At 70.3% G+C, this 17,362-nt stretch carries 15 protein-coding genes; 7 read left to right on the top strand and 8 right to left on the bottom strand.

Annotation, left to right across the window (positions count from 1 at the left end):
* Position 1: 1 nt before the first annotated feature.
* A complete protein-coding gene (gene sepH / locus ACFVTR_RS11675) occupies positions 2-1,093 on the bottom strand; it encodes a septation protein SepH (protein ID WP_387037441.1) in 1,092 nt (363 codons plus the stop codon).
* 195 nt (positions 1,094-1,288) lie between these two features.
* On the opposite strand from sepH, the gene ACFVTR_RS11670 reads away from it, so the two are divergent.
* On the top strand, positions 1,289-1,582 hold the full coding sequence (locus ACFVTR_RS11670) for a DUF4193 domain-containing protein (protein ID WP_026378289.1): 294 nt from the start codon (positions 1,289-1,291) through the stop codon (positions 1,580-1,582).
* Here ACFVTR_RS11670 and ACFVTR_RS11665 read toward each other — a convergent pair.
* A complete protein-coding gene (locus ACFVTR_RS11665) occupies positions 1,579-2,043 on the bottom strand; it encodes a DUF3093 domain-containing protein (protein WP_387037440.1) in 465 nt (154 codons plus the stop codon). The two genes, ACFVTR_RS11670 and ACFVTR_RS11665, sit on opposite strands and share 4 nt — an antisense overlap.
* Positions 2,044-2,157: 114 nt before the next feature.
* Here ACFVTR_RS11665 and dut point away from each other — a divergent pair, with 114 nt between their 5' ends.
* The 5 genes from dut (at position 2,158) to dxs (ending at position 9,101) form a co-directional block, all read left to right on the top strand.
* A complete protein-coding gene (gene dut, locus ACFVTR_RS11660) occupies positions 2,158-2,616 on the top strand; it encodes a dUTP diphosphatase (RefSeq protein WP_387037438.1) in 459 nt (152 codons plus the stop codon).
* Positions 2,613-3,233, top strand: a complete 621-nt coding sequence (locus ACFVTR_RS11655; protein WP_387037437.1) for a DUF3710 domain-containing protein — start codon at positions 2,613-2,615, stop codon at positions 3,231-3,233. The genes dut and ACFVTR_RS11655 overlap by 4 nt, the downstream gene beginning before the upstream one ends.
* Positions 3,234-3,235: 2 nt before the next feature.
* The gene (locus ACFVTR_RS11650; protein ID WP_387037435.1) at positions 3,236-4,018 is read left to right on the top strand and encodes a DUF3159 domain-containing protein; all 783 of its coding nucleotides are present in this window, start codon (positions 3,236-3,238) and stop codon (positions 4,016-4,018) included.
* Between the two features lie 153 nt (positions 4,019-4,171).
* Positions 4,172-7,018, top strand: coding sequence for an aconitate hydratase (locus ACFVTR_RS11645; protein WP_387037757.1), 2,847 nt, complete (start codon positions 4,172-4,174; stop codon positions 7,016-7,018).
* A 133-nt stretch (positions 7,019-7,151) separates the two neighbouring features.
* The gene (dxs, locus tag ACFVTR_RS11640) at positions 7,152-9,101 is read left to right on the top strand and encodes a 1-deoxy-D-xylulose-5-phosphate synthase (protein ID WP_387037433.1); all 1,950 of its coding nucleotides are present in this window, start codon (positions 7,152-7,154) and stop codon (positions 9,099-9,101) included.
* 163 nt (positions 9,102-9,264) lie between these two features.
* Here the strand turns inward: dxs and ACFVTR_RS11635 are convergent, their stop codons facing one another.
* From ACFVTR_RS11635 to ACFVTR_RS11620, 4 genes are all read right to left on the bottom strand, one after another.
* A complete protein-coding gene (locus ACFVTR_RS11635) occupies positions 9,265-11,406 on the bottom strand; it encodes a 3-hydroxyacyl-CoA dehydrogenase NAD-binding domain-containing protein (RefSeq protein WP_387037431.1) in 2,142 nt (713 codons plus the stop codon).
* A complete protein-coding gene (locus tag ACFVTR_RS11630; RefSeq protein ID WP_376945541.1) occupies positions 11,403-12,611 on the bottom strand; it encodes a thiolase family protein in 1,209 nt (402 codons plus the stop codon). The genes ACFVTR_RS11635 and ACFVTR_RS11630 overlap by 4 nt, the downstream gene beginning before the upstream one ends.
* 77 nt (positions 12,612-12,688) lie before the next feature.
* Complete coding sequence (locus ACFVTR_RS11625; RefSeq protein WP_387037429.1) at positions 12,689-13,885, bottom strand: HRDC domain-containing protein; 1,197 nt, start codon at positions 13,883-13,885, stop codon at positions 12,689-12,691.
* Complete coding sequence (locus tag ACFVTR_RS11620) at positions 13,878-14,468, bottom strand: DUF3000 domain-containing protein (protein WP_387037427.1); 591 nt, start codon at positions 14,466-14,468, stop codon at positions 13,878-13,880. The genes ACFVTR_RS11625 and ACFVTR_RS11620 overlap by 8 nt, the downstream gene beginning before the upstream one ends.
* Positions 14,469-14,555: 87 nt before the next feature.
* On the opposite strand from ACFVTR_RS11620, the gene ACFVTR_RS11615 reads away from it, so the two are divergent.
* A complete protein-coding gene (locus ACFVTR_RS11615) occupies positions 14,556-15,779 on the top strand; it encodes an alpha/beta hydrolase family protein (RefSeq protein ID WP_387037425.1) in 1,224 nt (407 codons plus the stop codon).
* A gap of 30 nt (positions 15,780-15,809) precedes the next feature.
* On the opposite strand, the gene ACFVTR_RS11610 is transcribed toward ACFVTR_RS11615, so the two are convergent.
* Positions 15,810-16,250: a SufE family protein gene (locus tag ACFVTR_RS11610; RefSeq protein WP_387037424.1), complete on the bottom strand. Its 441-nt coding sequence runs from the start codon at positions 16,248-16,250 to the stop codon at positions 15,810-15,812.
* Between the two features lie 89 nt (positions 16,251-16,339).
* Positions 16,340-17,239, bottom strand: coding sequence for a sulfurtransferase (locus tag ACFVTR_RS11605; RefSeq protein WP_387037422.1), 900 nt, complete (start codon positions 17,237-17,239; stop codon positions 16,340-16,342).
* Between the last annotated feature and the right edge of the window lie 123 nt (positions 17,240-17,362).

Below are 17,362 nucleotides of genomic sequence, written 5' to 3'. Positions count from 1 at the left end.
CTCAGGCCAGGTCGTCGTCGGTGCGTGCGCCGAACACGATCTCGTCCCAGCTGGGCATCGAGGCGCGGCCCTTCTTCTGGTTGCGGGCCGTGCTGTTGCTGCTCGACGGCGAGGAGACCTTGCCCCAGATGCTGCGCGCGCCGGCACCGGGCTGCTCATCGGCGGGTTCGGGCTGCGTCTCGACGGCCGCCGCGGGGGCGATCGGCGTGGGCGCATCGGACGGAGCGGGAGCCTGGCGGGGCGCCTCATGATCGACGGTCGCCGATTCGCGCTCACCGCGGCGGCGCCGCAGCGCCTCGAGCAGGTCGGCCGTCTCGCCGAGCGACTGCTTCGGCTCGTCGGCGCGCTTGATCGCGGCGCGCGCGACCGCAGGGCTCGACGTCTGCGAGGTGCGGGCGTACGGGAGCGGTTCGAGGTGGGGCGCCGTGTCGTTGTCGCCGTGGTCCATCTCGTCGAAGGTGAAGGCGCCGCTGTCGAACCTCGACTCGTCGGAGTCGGGGCCGACCGCGCGCAGGCGGGGGATGAGCCCGCCCTTGAGCTCGCCCTGCTGCGACAGCGTGATCGCCTCGGAGTTCAGCGGCTGCAGCGACTGCTTGCGCGGCTCGAAGGTCCAGCGTGCGTCGTGGTCGATGGTGTCGGCGGTGAACTCGAGCTTGACGATCCAACCGCGCTCCTCGTCCTTCCAGCTCGCCCACCGTTCGCCCTGCGCGCCGAGCTTCGCGAGCCGGTCGCGGATCACGCCGCCGAAGGTCGCGGGCTCGTCGGCAGGGTCGGCCTCGACGCCGAGATTGACGGGCACGGCGAGGGCCGAGGTGACGACGTGGTCGCGCTCGGCGAGCACGGGACCCTCGAATCGCCGGATGTAGTCGATCGACGCGCCGGTGACCTGGGCGACCTCCTCGGCGGACATGCCTGCACGAATGTGCGCCTGGACCTCGCGGGGCGAGGGTTTGGGGCCGGTGTGCTGTTCGGGTTGAGCCTGCCGGATCCGCGACTGGAGCACCTCGTCGATCTCGATCCGGAAGCGCGCGCCATCGTCGGAGGCAGCGAGCAACGCGCCGTTCTCGACTCCGATTACCTTGAGTTCCTGCATCGCGACAAGCCCTTCCGTGCTTTCGTCTCCGCCCAAGGATGCCACGTCGCCGGTGCTGCTCGCGGGAATAGCGCGGGCGCGGCGGAAGTTGAGCACGTTGCATCGGGGAACGGGTGTGCAGAGGGTTTGCTTACGTACTCGTTTTGATGCAGACTATGGCCGCCGAATCTTCGGCGCATGAGGAAATGGATGGGAATGGCAACGGATTACGACGCCCCGCGGAAGACCGAAGACGACTCGGAGTCGATCGAGGCCCTCAAGGAACGCGTCCCCGACAAGATGTCGGGAGTGGTGGATGTCGACGATGCCGACAACCCCGGAGGATTCGACCTCTCCGGTGCAGACCTCTCCGACGTCGAGCTCGATGTCGTCGTGCTTCCGCCCCAGGCCGACGAGTTCACCTGCGTGAACTGCTTCCTGGTGAAGCACCGTTCGCAGATCGACCACGAGACGAAGCTCGGGCCGATCTGCCTGGAGTGCGCGTCCTAGGCGCTGCGCTCCTCACTTTCAGGCCGTCGTGATCCGTTGATCGCGGCGGCCAGTTCTTTGGGTCGACGGCTCGAGACGAGCCAGTAGGGCGTCGGGTCGGCCGGGTCGAGGATCGGCACGCGCACGACCGGACGCACCCAGCCGCGGATGACGAGGAACGCTCGTGCATCGAGTCCGGTGCCGCGTTCGATGCGCGCAGCGGTCTCGTCGGCCGCGACCGCCTCACCGAGCTGCTCGACCGCGATCTCGGCGCGTCCGGCGCGGAAGCGGCCGGCGCGGACCTCGATGGTGGGGGCGGTGAGCGTGAGCGCGCCCACCGCTGCGAGATAGAGGATCACTCCCGTGGCGATACCCGCGGGCAGTGAGACGGGGGCGAGCACGAGGATGCTCGCGGGGATGAGGAGCAGGCTGGCGATGTAGATCCACGGCGTGGGCCAGAGTCTCTCGTGGTATTCGGGCATGGGTCTATCAGACCAGACTTCTGCACCGCCCGGTGATCGGGCGAGGTCGGCGACCGGGGCGTCCGGAGTGAATGGTCGCGTTCCGACTCCAGAGTTCTGCACTACCCTCGAACGGTGACCGATTCCGTCGACGTGCTGATCACTGCCGAACGCATCCCGAGCTACGCCCACGCGGGCGACGCCGGGGCCGACCTCCATGCCGCGGAGTCCGTCGTCCTCGAGCCGGGGGAGCGTGCGACCGTCGGCACCGGCGTGTCCATCGCGCTGCCCGAGGGCTACGTGGCGTTCGTGGTCCCGCGTTCCGGGCTGGCGTTCAAGCACGGCATCACGATCGTGAACGCCCCGGGAACGGTGGACGCCGGTTATCGAGGCGAGATCAAGGTCGCCATGCTCAACACCGACGCGCGCGAGGCGTACACGATCGAGGCCGGCGACCGGATCGCCCAGGTCGTCGTCATGCCCGTCAGCCGCGCACGCTTCGTCGAGGTCGAGCAACTCCCGAGCAGTCTGCGCGGCGAGGGTGGATTCGGCTCCACGGGATTCGGGGAGCACAAGTCAGGAGTGAACGCGTGAGCGACATCGAGAACACCGACGGCTCGGTCGTCGACCAGCCCAAGTCCGCACCCGACGATCGGGCGAGCGCGGGCCCCTTCGACGAGTCGGAGGCCAATCCGGTCCGTCCGTACGTCGACCTCGGCGGCGTGAAGGTGCTGCCGCGCGAGGGCTTGCACCTCCGCCTCGAGGTCGAGGAGGGCACGAAGCGCGTCGTGGCGATCGGCCTCGACTTCGCGAACTCGACCCTGCAGGTGCAGCCGTTCGCCGCACCGCGTTCGAGCGGTCTCTGGCACGAGATCCGCGCGCAGATCGCCGAGCAGATCGCCCGCCAGGGCGGCACGACCACGGTGCGCGAAGGCACCTTCGGTCCCGAGCTCCTCGCGCAGATCCCGGTTGCGGCCGGCGAGGGCCAGCAGGGCCAGATGCGGCTCGCGCGCTTCATCGGCGTCGACGGCCCCCGCTGGTTCCTCCGCGGCGTCATCGCCGGCCAGGCCGCGGTCGACCCCGCGGCTGCGGCGCAGGTCGAGGACCTCTTCCGTTCGATCGTGGTGGTGCGCGGCGCGACGCCGATGCCGCCCCGCGACCTCATTCCGCTGCGGATGCCCGCGTCCTCCGCGGGCGCCCCGACGGCGTAGCCGTGTCGGAGGTGCCGGGCGCAGCGCGCCCCGACGACGACGGGCGGGATGCTCCGGAGGACTCGGGCGCGGACGCGGCCGACTTCGGTCGCCAGCTCGCGGCCGCCGCCGAGAAGAGCGGCCTCGGTGCGCTCGCACGCGACGAGCAGCTGAGCGGGCGCGACCTGCTCGGCGCGGTCGGCGGCGTGAGGGGCATCCTCGAGGCGCTGCTGCCCGGCCTCGTCTTCCTCGTGGTCTACAGCTCGCTGACGAGCTTCGCGGGCTACGACGCGCAGGCGGCGCTCGTGCCGGCGCTCGGGGCGTCGGTCGGCCTCGCGGTCGTGTTCACGATCGCCCGGCTCGTGGCGAAGGGCCAGCCGACCCAGGCGATCGCGGGGCTCGTCGGCGTGCTCGCGTCGGCGGCGCTGGCTCTCTGGTCGGGCGACGCGCGCGACAACTACGTCCTCGGCTTCTTCACGAACGCGGCGTACGCGCTCGCACTCCTCATCTCCCTGTTCGTGCGGTGGCCGGCGATCGGGCTCATCGTTGGATTCCTCATGGGCGACGGCCTCGCCTGGAAGCAGGATCGTCGCAAGTACCGCGCGGCGCAGTTCCTCACGCTCGTCTGGATCGGGCTCTTCGTGGCGCGTCTGGCGGTGCAGGTCCCCTTCTATCTCGTGAACAACGTCGAGGCGCTCGGCGCCATGCGCCTGCTCATGGGGGTGCCGCTCTACGCGCTCGTGCTCGTCTTCTCCTGGCTCGTCGTGCGTGCCGTCTACCCGTCCTCGTCGCGCTCCGGCGAGTGATAGAGTTATCTCGACGTCAAGATAAATTCGCACGAGGTGCGAGGCCTGTCGGCTGGCGATCGGCTTAGGTTACCCTTGCTGGTACCGCCCCATGTCTGACGGAGAAGATGGAATGTCGTGCGCGTCGTCGCCGGCATCCGCGAAGGAGAGGACATCGTGTCTGCAGTGAACAGTTTCGGGGCGAAGGACACGCTCCGCGTCGGTGATGAGTCCTATGAGATCTTCCGACTCGACACCGTGCCGGGTCACGAGAAGCTTCCGTTCAGCCTGAAGGTGCTGCTCGAGAACCTGCTCCGCACCGAGGACGGCGCGAACGTCACCAAGGAGCAGATCGAGGCGCTCGGCTCGTGGGACCCGCACGCGGAGCCCGACACCGAGATCCAGTTCTCGCCGGCGCGCGTCGTCATGCAGGACTTCACCGGCGTGCCCTGCATCGTCGACCTCGCGACCATGCGCGAGGCGGTCACCGCGCTCGGCGGCGACCCGAACAAGATCAACCCGCTCTCGCCGGCCGAGATGGTCATCGACCACTCCGTCATCGCCGACCTCTTCGGCACCGAGAACGCGCTCGAGCGCAACGTCGAGATCGAGTACGAGCGCAACGGCGAGCGGTACCAGTTCCTCCGCTGGGGCCAGACCGCGTTCAACGACTTCAAGGTGGTGCCCCCGGGCACCGGCATCGTGCACCAGGTCAACATCGAGCACCTGGCCAAGGTCGTCTACGACCGCACGGTGTCCACCCCCGACGGCGGCAGCGTCCTCCGCGCCTACCCCGACACCTGCGTCGGCACCGACTCGCACACGACCATGGTCAACGGCCTCGGCGTGCTCGGCTGGGGCGTCGGCGGCATCGAGGCCGAGGCGGCCATGCTCGGCCAGCCCGTGTCGATGCTCATCCCGCGCGTCGTCGGCTTCAAGCTCACCGGCGAGATCCCCGCCGGCGTGACCGCGACCGACGTCGTGCTCACGATCACCGACATGCTCCGCAAGCACGGCGTGGTCGGCAAGTTCGTCGAGTTCTACGGCGCCGGCGTCGCGTCGGTGCCGCTCGCGAACCGCGCCACCATCGGCAACATGAGCCCCGAGTTCGGTTCGACCGCGGCGATGTTCCCGATCGACGACGTCACCCTCGACTACCTGCGCCTCACGGGTCGCGACGAGGCCGCGGTCGCGCTCGTCGAGCAGTACGCCAAGGTGCAGAAGCTCTGGCACGACGCCGACAACGAGCCCGAGTTCAGCGAGTACATGGAGCTCGACCTCTCGACCGTCGTCCCGTCGATCGCAGGCCCGAAGCGTCCGCAGGACCGCATCCTGCTCTCGCGCTCGAAGGAGCAGTTCGAGCTCGACCTCACGAACTACGCCGACGTCGACCACGACCTCGTCGACCTGACGATCTCCGAGTCGTTCCCGGCCTCCGACCCGCCCGGGTTCACCCCCGAGGACGAGTCGAACCACCACGAGCACCACCACCACTCGCACGCGCCGAAGACGGTCTCGAAGCCGACGCCGGTGACGGTCGCCGGCGGCCCGTCGTTCACGCTGAACCACGGCTCGGTGGCGCTCGCGGCGATCACCTCGTGCACCAACACCTCGAACCCGTCGGTCATGATCGCGGCGGGCGTGCTCGCTCGCAAGGCGCTCGAGAAGGGCCTCAAGACCAAGCCGTGGGTGAAGACCACCCTCGGCCCGGGCTCGAAGGTCGTCACCGACTACTACGAGAAGTCCGGACTCGACAAGTCGCTCGAGGGCCTCGGCTTCTACACCGTCGGCTACGGCTGCACGATCTGCATCGGCAACTCCGGTCCGCTGATCGAAGAGGTCTCCGCGGCGATCAACGACAACGACCTCGCGGTCACGGCGGTGCTCTCGGGCAACCGCAACTTCGAGGGCCGCATCAGCCCCGACGTCAAGATGAACTACCTCGCGTCGCCGCCGCTCGTCGTGGCCTACGCGCTGGCCGGCTCGATGAACTTCGACTTCGAGGTCGACCCGCTCGGCAAGGACGGCGACGGCAACGACGTCTTCCTGAAGGACATCTGGCCCGCGCCCGAAGAGGTCCAGGAGATCATCGACTCGTCGATCTCGCGCGAGCAGTTCATCAAGCAGTACGCGACCGTGTTCGAGGGCGACGAGCGTTGGAAGACGCTGCCGACTCCGACCGGCCCGGTGTTCGAGTGGGACGCCGACTCGACCTACGTGCGCAAGGCGCCGTACTTCGACGGCATGTCGATGGAGCTCACGCCGGTCACCGACATCTCGGGCGCCCGCGTGCTCGCGACGCTCGGCGACTCGGTGACGACCGACCACATCAGCCCGGCCGGCAACATCAAGGTCGGCACCCCTGCGGCGCAGTACCTCACCGAGCACGGCGTCGACCGCAAGGACTTCAACTCCTACGGTTCGCGTCGCGGCAACCACGAGATCATGATCCGCGGCACCTTCGCCAACATCCGCCTGAAGAACCTCCTCGTCTCGGCCGTCAACGACGGCCAGGTCGTCGAGGGCGGGTTCACCCGCGACTTCACGCAGGAGGGCGGCCCGCAGTCGTACATCTACGACGCGAGCCAGAACTACCAGGCGCAGGGCACTCCGCTCGTCATCTTCGGCGGCAAGGAGTACGGTTCGGGTTCGTCGCGCGACTGGGCGGCGAAGGGCACGAGCCTCCTCGGCGTCAAGGCGGTCATCACCGAGAGCTTCGAGCGCATCCACCGCTCGAACCTCATCGGCATGGGCGTCGTGCCGCTGCAGTTCCCGGCCGGCCAGAGCTGGGAGTCGCTCGGCCTCGACGGCACCGAGATCGTCTCGATCGCGGGCCTCGAGCAGCTGAACGAGGGTGTCACCCCGAAGACGGTGCGCGTGACCGCGGTGCCGAGCGAGTTCTCGGCCGAGGGCAAGCAGCCCGTCGAGTTCGACGCGGTGGTCCGCATCGACACGCCGGGTGAGGCCGACTACTACCGCAATGGCGGCATCCTGCAGTACGTGCTGCGCAGCCTGGTCTGACGCGACACGCTTTCGACGAGGGGGCGATCGGCGATTCCGCCGATCGCCCCCTCGTCTGCCCGGGCTCACAGCCTGCCCGGCGTAGACTCGTTCCGTTCGGCGGCACCGCCGCGTCACCCCGGAGGCACCACGCATGACCCTGCTCTCGACGATCTCTGGCCCGCGCGACCTCGATGCGCTGAGCCAGGAACAGCTCGAGCAGCTCGCCCGTGAGATCCGCGAGTACCTCGTCGAGTCCGTCTCCAAGACGGGCGGCCACCTGGGCCCGAATCTCGGCGTCGTCGAGATGACGATCGCCATCCACCGGGTGTTCGAGTCGCCGCGCGACGCGATCGTGTTCGACACCGGTCACCAGTCGTACGTGCACAAGCTGCTCACCGGTCGCACCGACCTGTCGTCGCTGCGACGCACCGGCGGGCTCGCCGGCTACCCGCAGCGCTCAGAGTCCGAGCACGACATCGTCGAGAGCTCGCACGCTTCGAGCTCCCTCTCGTGGGCCGACGGCATCTCGAAGGCGTTCGAGATGACGGGACAGGACGACCGCCACGTCGTCGCCGTCGTCGGCGACGGCGCGCTCACGGGCGGCATGACGTGGGAGGCGCTCAACAACATCTCCGACGACAACACCCGGAAGCTCATCGTGGTCGTCAACGACAACGGTCGCTCGTACGCGCCGACGATCGGCGGCATGGCACGCTTCCTCAACACGGTGCGCACGAAGCAGGGGTACCGCAACCTCCACCTCTCGAGCCGACGCGCCTTCGATCGCCTCGGCGGGCCGGCGCAGGCCTTCTACCGCGGCGTGCGGGGCGGCCTCCACGGCTTCCTCAGCCGGTTCACCGACAACGAGGCGCTCTACTCGAACCTCGACATCAAGTACATCGGCCCGGTCGACGGGCACGACGAGCACGCGATGGAGGAGGCGCTGCGGCAGGCGAAGGCCTACGGCGCGCCCGTCATCGTGCACACGATCACCGAGAAGGGCCGCGGGTACGAGCCCGCGCGCCGCGACGTGGCCGACCAGTTCCACGCCGTCGGTCAGATCGACCCCGAGACGGGGGAGTCGCTCGAGTCATCCGCCGGCCCGTCGTGGACGAGCGCCTTCGCCGAGGAGCTCGTGCACCTCGCCGAGCAGAACGAGCGCCTCGTCGGCATCACCGCGGCGATGCTCCGTCCGACGGGGCTGCACCGCATGGCCGAGCGCTTCCCGAACCGGGTGTTCGACGTCGGCATCGCCGAGCAGCACGCCGCGACGGCGGCCGCGGGCCTCGCGTTCGGCGGCCTGCATCCCGTCGTCGCCGTGTACGCCACGTTCATCAACCGCGCCTTCGACCAAGTGCTCATGGATGTCGCGCTCCACAGGGCGGGCGTGACCTTCGTGCTCGACCGGGCCGGCGTCACCGGACCCGACGGCCCGAGCCATCACGGCGTGTGGGACCTCTCGATCCTCCAGGTCGTGCCCGGCATCCGCATCGCCGCCCCGCGCGACGCGATCCGCCTGGCCGAGGAGCTCGGCGAGGCCGTGGCCGTCGACGACGGGCCCACGGTGCTGCGCTTCCCGAAGGGCACGGTCGGGGTCGACTACGACGCCGTCCGCCGCACCGACGACGGCGTCGACGTGCTCGCCGAGTCGGAGCGCAAGGACGTGCTGCTCGTCACCGTCGGCCCGATGGCCGGCGTCGGCCTGGCCGTCGCCGAGCGACTCGAGGCGCAGGGCATCGGCGCGACCGTCGTCGACCCGCGCTGGGTCGTGCCCGTGCCGCGCAGCGTGATCGACCTCTCGGCCGAGTACCGCATCGTCGTGAGCCTCGAAGACGGCATCCGCGTCGGCGGCATCGGCACGCGCATCCGCCAGGACCTCCGCGAGGCCGGCGTCGACACGGCCGTCACAGAGCTCGGGCTGCCCGACGAGTTCCTCGAGCACGGCTCTCGCGCCGACATCCTCGAGCGAGTCGGGCTCACGCCCCAGCACATCGCCCGTGACGTGACCGCGATGGTGCTCGGCTCGAAGCTGCCGCACGCCCGGGCGCTCGGCGCCGAGCCGGCCGTGCCCACCGACACGAGCCCGCAGCCGCGCATCTAGGCGACCGGCGCGGCGCCTCGCAGCGTCTCGGGTCGCCGTCGCGGGCGGCCGCGGGATGCCTCGGGGCGCACGTCGCGCGGCGCCCGCGCGAGGCATCCGCCCAACACGAACGCGGCCCCCGGCCGAAGCCGGGGGCCGCATTCGCGTACCGTCGCGTGTCGGACTAGGCGCCGACGCCCTTCACCTGCGGGTGGTGGAAGGTGTCGCCGAAGACGCGCTCGGAGGCGCCGACCCGATCGAGGTAGGGCGTGACGCCGCCCATCTGGAACGGGAAGCCCGCGCCGAGCACCAGGCAGAGGTCGATGTCCTCAGGTGCGGCGACGACCTCGCCGTCGAGCATGAGCTTGACCTCGCGGGCCAGCCCGTCCTGCAGCGACACGAGGATCTCCTCGGCCGTGCGCGGGTTCTTGCCGCCCGCGACGAGCTTCAGGGCGCCCTTGTCGAAGCCCTTGACCTTGCCCTTGTCGTCCTTCTCGAGGAGCTTGCCGTACTCGGCGAGCTTGTGCAGGTTCTCGCTGCGGTAGAACCGATCGGGGAACGCCGCGTGGTGCGTGTCGAGCACGTGCGCGCCGACCTTGAGGCCGACGAGGTCGAGCAGCGCCGACGGCGCCATCGGCAGGCCGAGCGGGGCGATCGCCTGGTCGACCGTCTCGAAGGAGGTGCCCTCGTCGACGGCGCGCATCGCCTCGCCGAGCAGCACCGCGAGGAGGCGGTTGACGACGAAGCCCGGGGTGTCGGCGGTGATGACGGCGTTCTTCTTGAGGTTCTTCGCCGTGACCATCGCGGTCGACAGCGTCGCCTCGTCGGTGAACGGCGTCTTCACGACCTCGATGAGCGGCATGACCGCGACCGGGGTGAAGAAGTGGAAGCCGACGAGACGCTCGGGGTGGGCGAGCTTCGCGCCGATCTGCTCGACCGAGAGCGACGAGGTGTTCGTCGCAAGCACGGCCTCGGGGGAGATGTGCTGCTCGATCTCGGCGAACACGTTCTGCTTGATCTCGAGCTCCTCGAAGACCGCCTCGATGACCCAGTCGCAGTCGGCGAAGTCGGCCTTGTCGGTGGTGCCCGTGACGAGCGCCTTGAGGCGGTTCGCCTCGTCGGGCGAGATGCGGCCCTTGCCGAGCAGCGTGTCGATCTCACCGGCGATGTACGCCACGCCCTTGTCGACGCGCTCCTGGTCGATGTCGGTGATCACGACGGGCACGCGGAGGCGGCGCACGAAGAGCAGCGCGAGCTGGCTCGCCATGTACCCGGCGCCGAGCACGCCGACCTTGGTGACCTTCTTCGCGACGGCCTTGTCGGGCGCACCGGCGGGGCGCTTGGTGCGCTTCTGCACGAGGTTGAAGGCGTAGATCGACGCCTGCAGCTGGTCGCCGGCGATGAGCTCGGCGAGCACCTCGTCCTCGCGCTGGAAGCCCTCGGCGCGGGTGCCGCTCTTCGCCGCCTTCATGAGGTCGAGCGCCGCGTACGGCGACTGCGGCACCGAGCCGATGCGGCTCTTCAGCATCTTCGTCGCGATGCCGATCGCGGCATCCCACTTGACGAGGCGCTCCATCTTGCCGGGCTCGTTGGGGCGCTTCACCTTGATGCGGCCCGAGATGACGTCGTCGGCCCAGCGGATCGAGTCCTCGAGGTAGTTCACCGAGGGGAAGATCGCGTCGGCGATGCCGAGGTCGAGGGCGTCCTGGCCCTTGAGCGTGCGGTTCTGCTTGAGCGGGTTCTCGATGACGACCTTGAGGGCGTTCTCGATGCCGATGAGGTTCGGCAGGATCGTCGCGCCGCCCCAACCGGGGATCAGGCCGAGGAAGACCTCGGGGAGCGCGAGCGCCGGCGCCGAGGCGTCCACCGTGCGGTAGTCGGCGTGCAGGCCGATCTCGAGGCCGCCGCCGAGCGCGAGCCCGTTGTAGAACGTGAACGACGGCACGCCGACCTCGCCGAGCTTCGCGAGCGCGTAGTGCCCGAGCTGCACGAACTTCTTCGCCGTCTCCTTGTCGGGGATCTCGGCGACCTTGGACAGGTCGGCGCCGGCGGCCAGGATGAACGGCTTGCCGGTGACCGCGACGGCGTGGATCTCGCCGGCCGCCGCGCGCGCCTTCAGCTCGTCGAGCTTCGCCGCGTACTCGAGCAGCGTCGCCGCGCCGAGCGTGTTCGGGCGGGTGTGGTCGCGGCCGTTGTCGAGCGTCAGGAGCGCGAGGGTCTTGCCGCCGGACAGCGGCACGTCGCGGACGTACGAGCGGGTCACGACCTCGTCGTCGCCGGCGAGGGCGACGAGCGAGTCGAAGTCGATGGTCGAGTAGTCGGTCATGCGCGCTTCTTCGCCTTCTTGTCGAAGTTCGGGTTCTCCCAGATCATCGTGCCGCCCTGGCCGAGGCCGACGCACATGCTGGTGATGCCGTACTGCAGTTCGGGGCGCTCCGCGAACTGGCTCGCGAGCTGGTTCATGAGGCGCACGCCCGAGGAGGCGAGGGGGTGGCCGACGGCGATCGCGCCGCCCCACGGGTTCACACGGGGGTCGTCGTCGTCGATGCCGTAGTGGTCCATGAACGAGAGCACCTGCACGGCGAACGCCTCGTTCATCTCGAAGAGGTCGATGTCGTCGATCGAGAGGCCGGCCTTGCGCAGCGCCTTCTCGGTCGCGGGGATCGGCCCGATGCCCATGATCTCGGGGTCGACGCCGGCGAAGGCGTAGCTCACGAGCTTCATCTTCGGGGTGAGGCCGAGCTCCTTCGCGGTCGCACCCGAGGCGAGCAGCGCCGCGGTCGCGCCGTCGTTCAGGCCCGACGCGTTGCCGGCGGTGATGCGGCCGTGGGGGCGGAACGGCGTCTTCAGGCCGGCGAGGCCCTCGAGCGTCGTCTCGGGACGCATGACCTCGTCGCGGGTCGCGAGACCCCAGCCCTCTTCGGTGCGGATCGCGACGGGCACGAGGTCCTGCTGGATCTTGCCGGCCGCGTACGCCGCGGCGGTCTTCTGCTGGCTCGCGAGGGCGAAGCGGTCGCTCCGCTCCTTCGTGAGCTGCGGGAAGCGGTCGTGGATGCGCTCCGCGGTCGCGCCCATGACGAGCGCGTCCTCACCGACGAGTCGCTCGCTGAGGAAGCGCGGGTTCGGGTCGACGCCCGAGCCCATCGGGTGGTGGCCCATGTGCTCGACGCCGCCCGCGATCGCGAGGTCGTACATGCCGTAACCGATGGATCCGGCGAGCATCGCGGTCGCGGTCATCGCGCCGGCGCACATGCGGTCGATCGAGAAACCGGGCACCGTCTTCGGCAGCCCCGCGAGGATCGCGGCCGTGCGACCGAGGGTGAGGCCCTGGTCGCCGGTCTGGGTGGTCGCGGCGATGGCGACCTCGTCGATGCGGTCCTTCGGAACGTTCGGGTTGCGTTCGAGGAGTCCGACGATCGCCTTCACGACCAGGTCGTCGGCTCGGGTGTTCCAGTACATGCCCTTGTCGCCGGCCTTGCCGAACGGGGTGCGGACCCCGTCGACGAACACGACTTCAGCTTGATCAGCCACGCTGCAGCTCACTTTCGATCAGGATTGCTTCGATCCTACGAAGGGCGTTGCGGGCGTGCTGAATCGCTTGACGGATCCTACGAATCGTCGGAGGTGGCGTCGAGCAGGGCTTGTGACGCCCCCACAAACGCGGCAGCGATAATCTGTGCAGTTGCGGCAACCTGCCAGGGCCGTGCGCCGAGCTCGGCGAGTGCCGAGCCGATCGACTCGGCGTCGGCGGGCGCCGGCGGCGACCACGCCACCCGCCGCAGGAAGTCGGGGGTGAGGAGGTTCTCGACCGGCATCTCGAGCGACTCCGCGAGCTCGGCCACGGCCGTCCTCGCGAGCTTCAGCCGGGCATCGGCCTCGGGGTTGCGCGCCGCCCACGCGCGCGGCGGCGGCGGGGCGTCGTTCGGCACCCGGACCGCGGGGAGCTCCGTCGTCGTGAGTCCGCGCTCGACCGCGGTCCACCAGCGGTCGAGTTCGCTGCGGCTCTGGCGCCCCGTGAACTCGCGCAGATCGGCGAGGGCGCGGCGGGTCGACGGCAGCGACTTCGCGACGGCGACGATCGAGGCGTCGGGGACGAGCCGGCCGGGGGCGACGTCGGTCGAGGACGCGAGTTCGTCGCGGGAGAGCCAGAGCTCCCGGGCGACGGCGAGGTTCCGCCCGTTGCGCATGGCGTGGATGCCGGAGAGGCGCCGCCACGGCTCGGCCGAGGCAGGCTTCGCCGCGCGATGCAGCACGGCATCGAACTCCTGCCCGCCGATGTCGGTCTTGCCGGCGTCGGCGAGGCGGTCGACCAGTCGGTCGCGCACGTCGACGAGCAGCTCGACGTCGAGGGCCGCGTACTTCAGCCAGGACTGCGGCAGCGGCCGCGACGACCAGTCGGCCGCGGAGTGCTCCTTGGCGAGTTTGATGTCGAGCAGCTCCTCGACGACCGACGCGAGGCCGACCCGCGGCATGCCGAGCAGCCGGGCCGCGAGCTCGGTGTCGAAGATGCGATCGGGGTCGAGCCCGACCTCGCGGAGGCACGCGAGGTCCTGGCTGGCGGCATGGAGCACCCACTCCTCGGCGTGGATGCCATCCTGCAGGGCGGAGAAGTCGGGGATCTGCGGCGGGTCGAAGAGGAAGACGCCCGAACCGCGGCGGTACATCTGGATGAGATAGGCCCGCTGCGAATAGCGGAAGCCGCTCGCCCGCTCGGCGTCGACCGCGATCGGCCCTTCGCCGCCGAGGAGGCTCGCGACGGCGCCGTCGAACTCCGCGGGCGTCTCGATCACCCGGTAGTCATCCACGATTCGACCTCCGACGGGGCAGTGCGGTCACCCCTTCCGATCGGGGCGGAAGCCCTGCGAGCATGCACAGCAACTCGCTCCAGCCTTCCACATGCGACTTGATCTCGGCGTCGAGGGGGGTCCACGACGCCCGCAGCTCGATCTGCGCGCCGTCGCCCTGGGCGGCCAGCTCGCCGAACCCGGTCGAGAGGATCTTGGTCGCTGTGCCCGACGCGGCGATGTAATGGGCTCCACGGGCGTCGAGCGCATCGATCAGCCACGACCACGCGACCTCGGCCAGGAACGGGTCGAGTCCGATGTCGGTCTCGAGCGGAGCCTGCGCGAAGCACACCACGCGGAAGCGGCCGCCCCAGGCCTCGGGCTCACTGGGGTCGTAGAGCAGGATGAACCGGCCGGTGCCGAGCTCGGAGTCGTCGCCGTGGCGCGTGGGCGACACATCGGCCGACAGGGCTGCCGCATGCGGTGCGAGGCCGCCGGGCGCCGGGATCTCCGACACCGCGAGCTCGGCGCGCGGAACGGCTGCTCGGATCGAGGCGAGTGCTGCCTCGAACTCGGCGGGAAGCGAGGACGGGTGGTCGGGCACGAGTGCAGACTAGAGTCTCGACCGGAACCGGTGACGGCGGCACGCCGCATCGCGACGCACACGGGACGGTTGACGGGGAGGATGCCGATGGCGCAGCGCGGAGAACGAGTCGGAGCGGTCCGGGCGATGGTCGGAGCGGCAGCGCTGCTCGCTGCGGTGATCGCGCTCGTGACGGGGGCGACGGCCGCCGTGCTCACCGTCGTCTTCGCCCGCAAGGTCGTGACGCCGCCCGCTCGACGGGAGCAGGACCTCCGGATCCTCGGCGTCGACTCGGCCGCCGGTGAGATCACGCTCGCCGCCGGCGATGAGGCGCGGATGCGCGGCCGATACGGACTCTGGTTCGAGCACGACTCGGGGCACGCCCGACTCGGCGACGTGATCGAGGAACGCGGCGGCCGGGTGCGCCGCGCGCTCACCTCGACCGACTTCGGGCGGCCGGAGAGGGCGACGAGGGGGCGGATCGACGGCTGGTACCACCTCGGACCCTGGGAGCTCGACGCCCCCTACGAGGACGTCGTCGTCGAGACCCCGCTCGGCCCGGCGCCGGCGTGGTGGATTCCCGCCGACGGCCCGAGCGATCGGTGGGTCGTGCAGGTGCACGGGCGCGGTGCGATGCGGCACGAGGCGCTCCGAGCGGTGGATGCCACGCGCGCCGCCGGCTGGAACAGCCTCCTCATCTCGTACCGCAACGACGGCGAGGCGCCCGAGAGCAGCGATCGCCGCTACGGGCTCGGCGGCACGGAGTGGGCCGATGTCGTCGCCGCAGTGCGGTACGCGAGCGAGCACGGCGCGAACGAGATCGTGCTGATGGGGTGGTCGATGGGCGGCATGATCTCGCTGCAGGCGGTGCTGCGCTCCGACGAGGTCCGCGAGCACCTCGTCGGCGTCATCCTCGACTCGCCGGCGATCGACTGGGTCGACATCCTCCGGTTCCAGGGCGGCGCACTCGGACTGCCCCGGCAGCTCGGCGACGTCGTGGCGCGGCTCCTCGGTGCCCCGTACGGCGGCGGCCTCACCGGGCTCGCCGCCCCGATCTCGCTCGAGGAGCTCGACCCCGTCGCACGGGCGAGCGAGTTGTCGGTGCCGATCCTGCTGATGCACAGCGACGACGACGGATTCGTGCCCATCGACGGATCGCGCCGGCTCGCGGCATCCCGCCCCGATCTCATCCAGTTCGAGGAGTTCACGGGGGCACGCCACACGAAGCTCTGGAACCACGATCCCGAGCGGTGGAACGGACTCATCACCGCCTGGCTCGCCGCGCGGACGTCCGCCGACCACGACGGCGCGGCGGTCGAGATCGTCGGCTGAGGCGCGGCGACCGGGCCTCCCTGGGCGTCGTCAGAGCGCGGCGACCCGCTCGCGCAGCTGGCGCTTGGTGCGGGCGAGCATGCCGGTCATGCCGCGAACCCGCAGGGGGGAGACGGCCTCGCCGAGGCCGAGCGACTGGGGGTAGTCGGCCGGGATGTCGAGCACCTGCTCCACCGTGAGGCCTGCGAGGCCCTGCACGAGGATGGACGCGAAGCCGCGCGTCGTCGGCGACTCGGCGGGCGCCGTCGCGTACAGGTGCACGATGCCGCCGTCGACCTCGACGAAGATGAACACCGGCGACTGGCACTCCTCGACGCGCTCGAGCAGATCGGGGTGCTCGGCATAGCGCTCGGGCAGCTCGGGGAGCTCGTTCGAGAACTCGAGCAGCAGTTGGAGCCGGTCGCGCACGCCGAGGGCGAGGAAGTCGTCGCGGGTCTCGGCGAGGCGTTCGGGCAGCGTGGTCTGATCCATCGCTTCAATTCTCCCACGGCCGAACGCGCGCGCGGCCGCGACTGGGCGGACGGCCGCAGGCTCGCGCGGTCGTCGGCGGCCGCTGCGGGTCAGCGCGCGGGCACCTCGCCGCGCTCGGTGCCCGTCACGATCGGCACGCGCACTGCGCTGCCCCACTCGGTCCACGAGCCGTCGTAGTTGCGGACCTTGTCGAATCCGAGCAGGTGCGTCAGCACGAACCACGTGTGGCTCGAACGCTCGCCGATGCGGCAGTACGCGACGATGTCGTCGCCGTCGGCGAGCCCGACCTCGTCGCGGTAGATCGCATCGAGCTCGGCGCGGCCCTTGAAGGTGCCGTCGCCCGCGGCGGCGCGGGCCCAAGGCACCGACGCGGCGGTCGGGATGTGGCCGGCGCGGAGTGCGCCCTCCTCGGGGTAGGCGGGAGCGGTCGTGCGCTCGCCGCTGTACTCCTCGGGGGAGCGGACGTCGATGAGGGGGTTGCCGAGGTGGGCGAGCACGTCCTCCTTGAAGGCGCGCACCGCGCGGTCGTCGCGTGCGACGACCGGGTAGTCGACCGGGGTCGGCTCCGTGGCATCCGTGGTGATCTCGCGGCCCTCCGCGATCCAGAGGTCGCGACCGCCGTCGAGGAGCCGGACGTCCTCGTGGCCGAAGAGCGTGAAGACCCACAGCGCGTACGCCGCCCACCAGTTGCTCTTGTCGCCGTAGACGACGATCGTCGTGTCGCGCGAGATGCCCTTCGAGCCGAGGAGGGCCGCGAACCGCTCGTCGCTGACGTAGTCGCGCACGACCGGGTCGTTGAGGTCGAGGTGCCAGTCGATCTTCACGGCGCCCGGGATGTGGCCGGTCTCGTAGAGCAGGACGTCCTCGTCGGACTCGACCACCACGAGGCCGGGGTCGCCGAGGTGCTCGGCGAGCCAGGACGTGGAGACGAGCCGCTCGGGGTGGGCGTACTCGGCGAACTTCGCAGCGGAGTCGAACTCGGCGGGCATGGGGACCTCCTGGGATCGCCTGGTCGGCGGGCTGTGCGGGGGAGCGGACTAGGCTGATCACCTGTCCACACTCGAATCTACGCGGCCTGCGGGGCGCAGTCACGGCACCCGTCATCCGGTGCA

Source organism: Agromyces sp. NPDC058126 (assembly GCF_042884595.1).
In the GTDB taxonomy this organism is placed as follows: domain Bacteria; phylum Actinomycetota; class Actinomycetes; order Actinomycetales; family Microbacteriaceae; genus Agromyces.
Note: the sequence above shows the minus strand (reverse complement) of the source record. Positions and strands in the feature narration are given on the sequence as shown.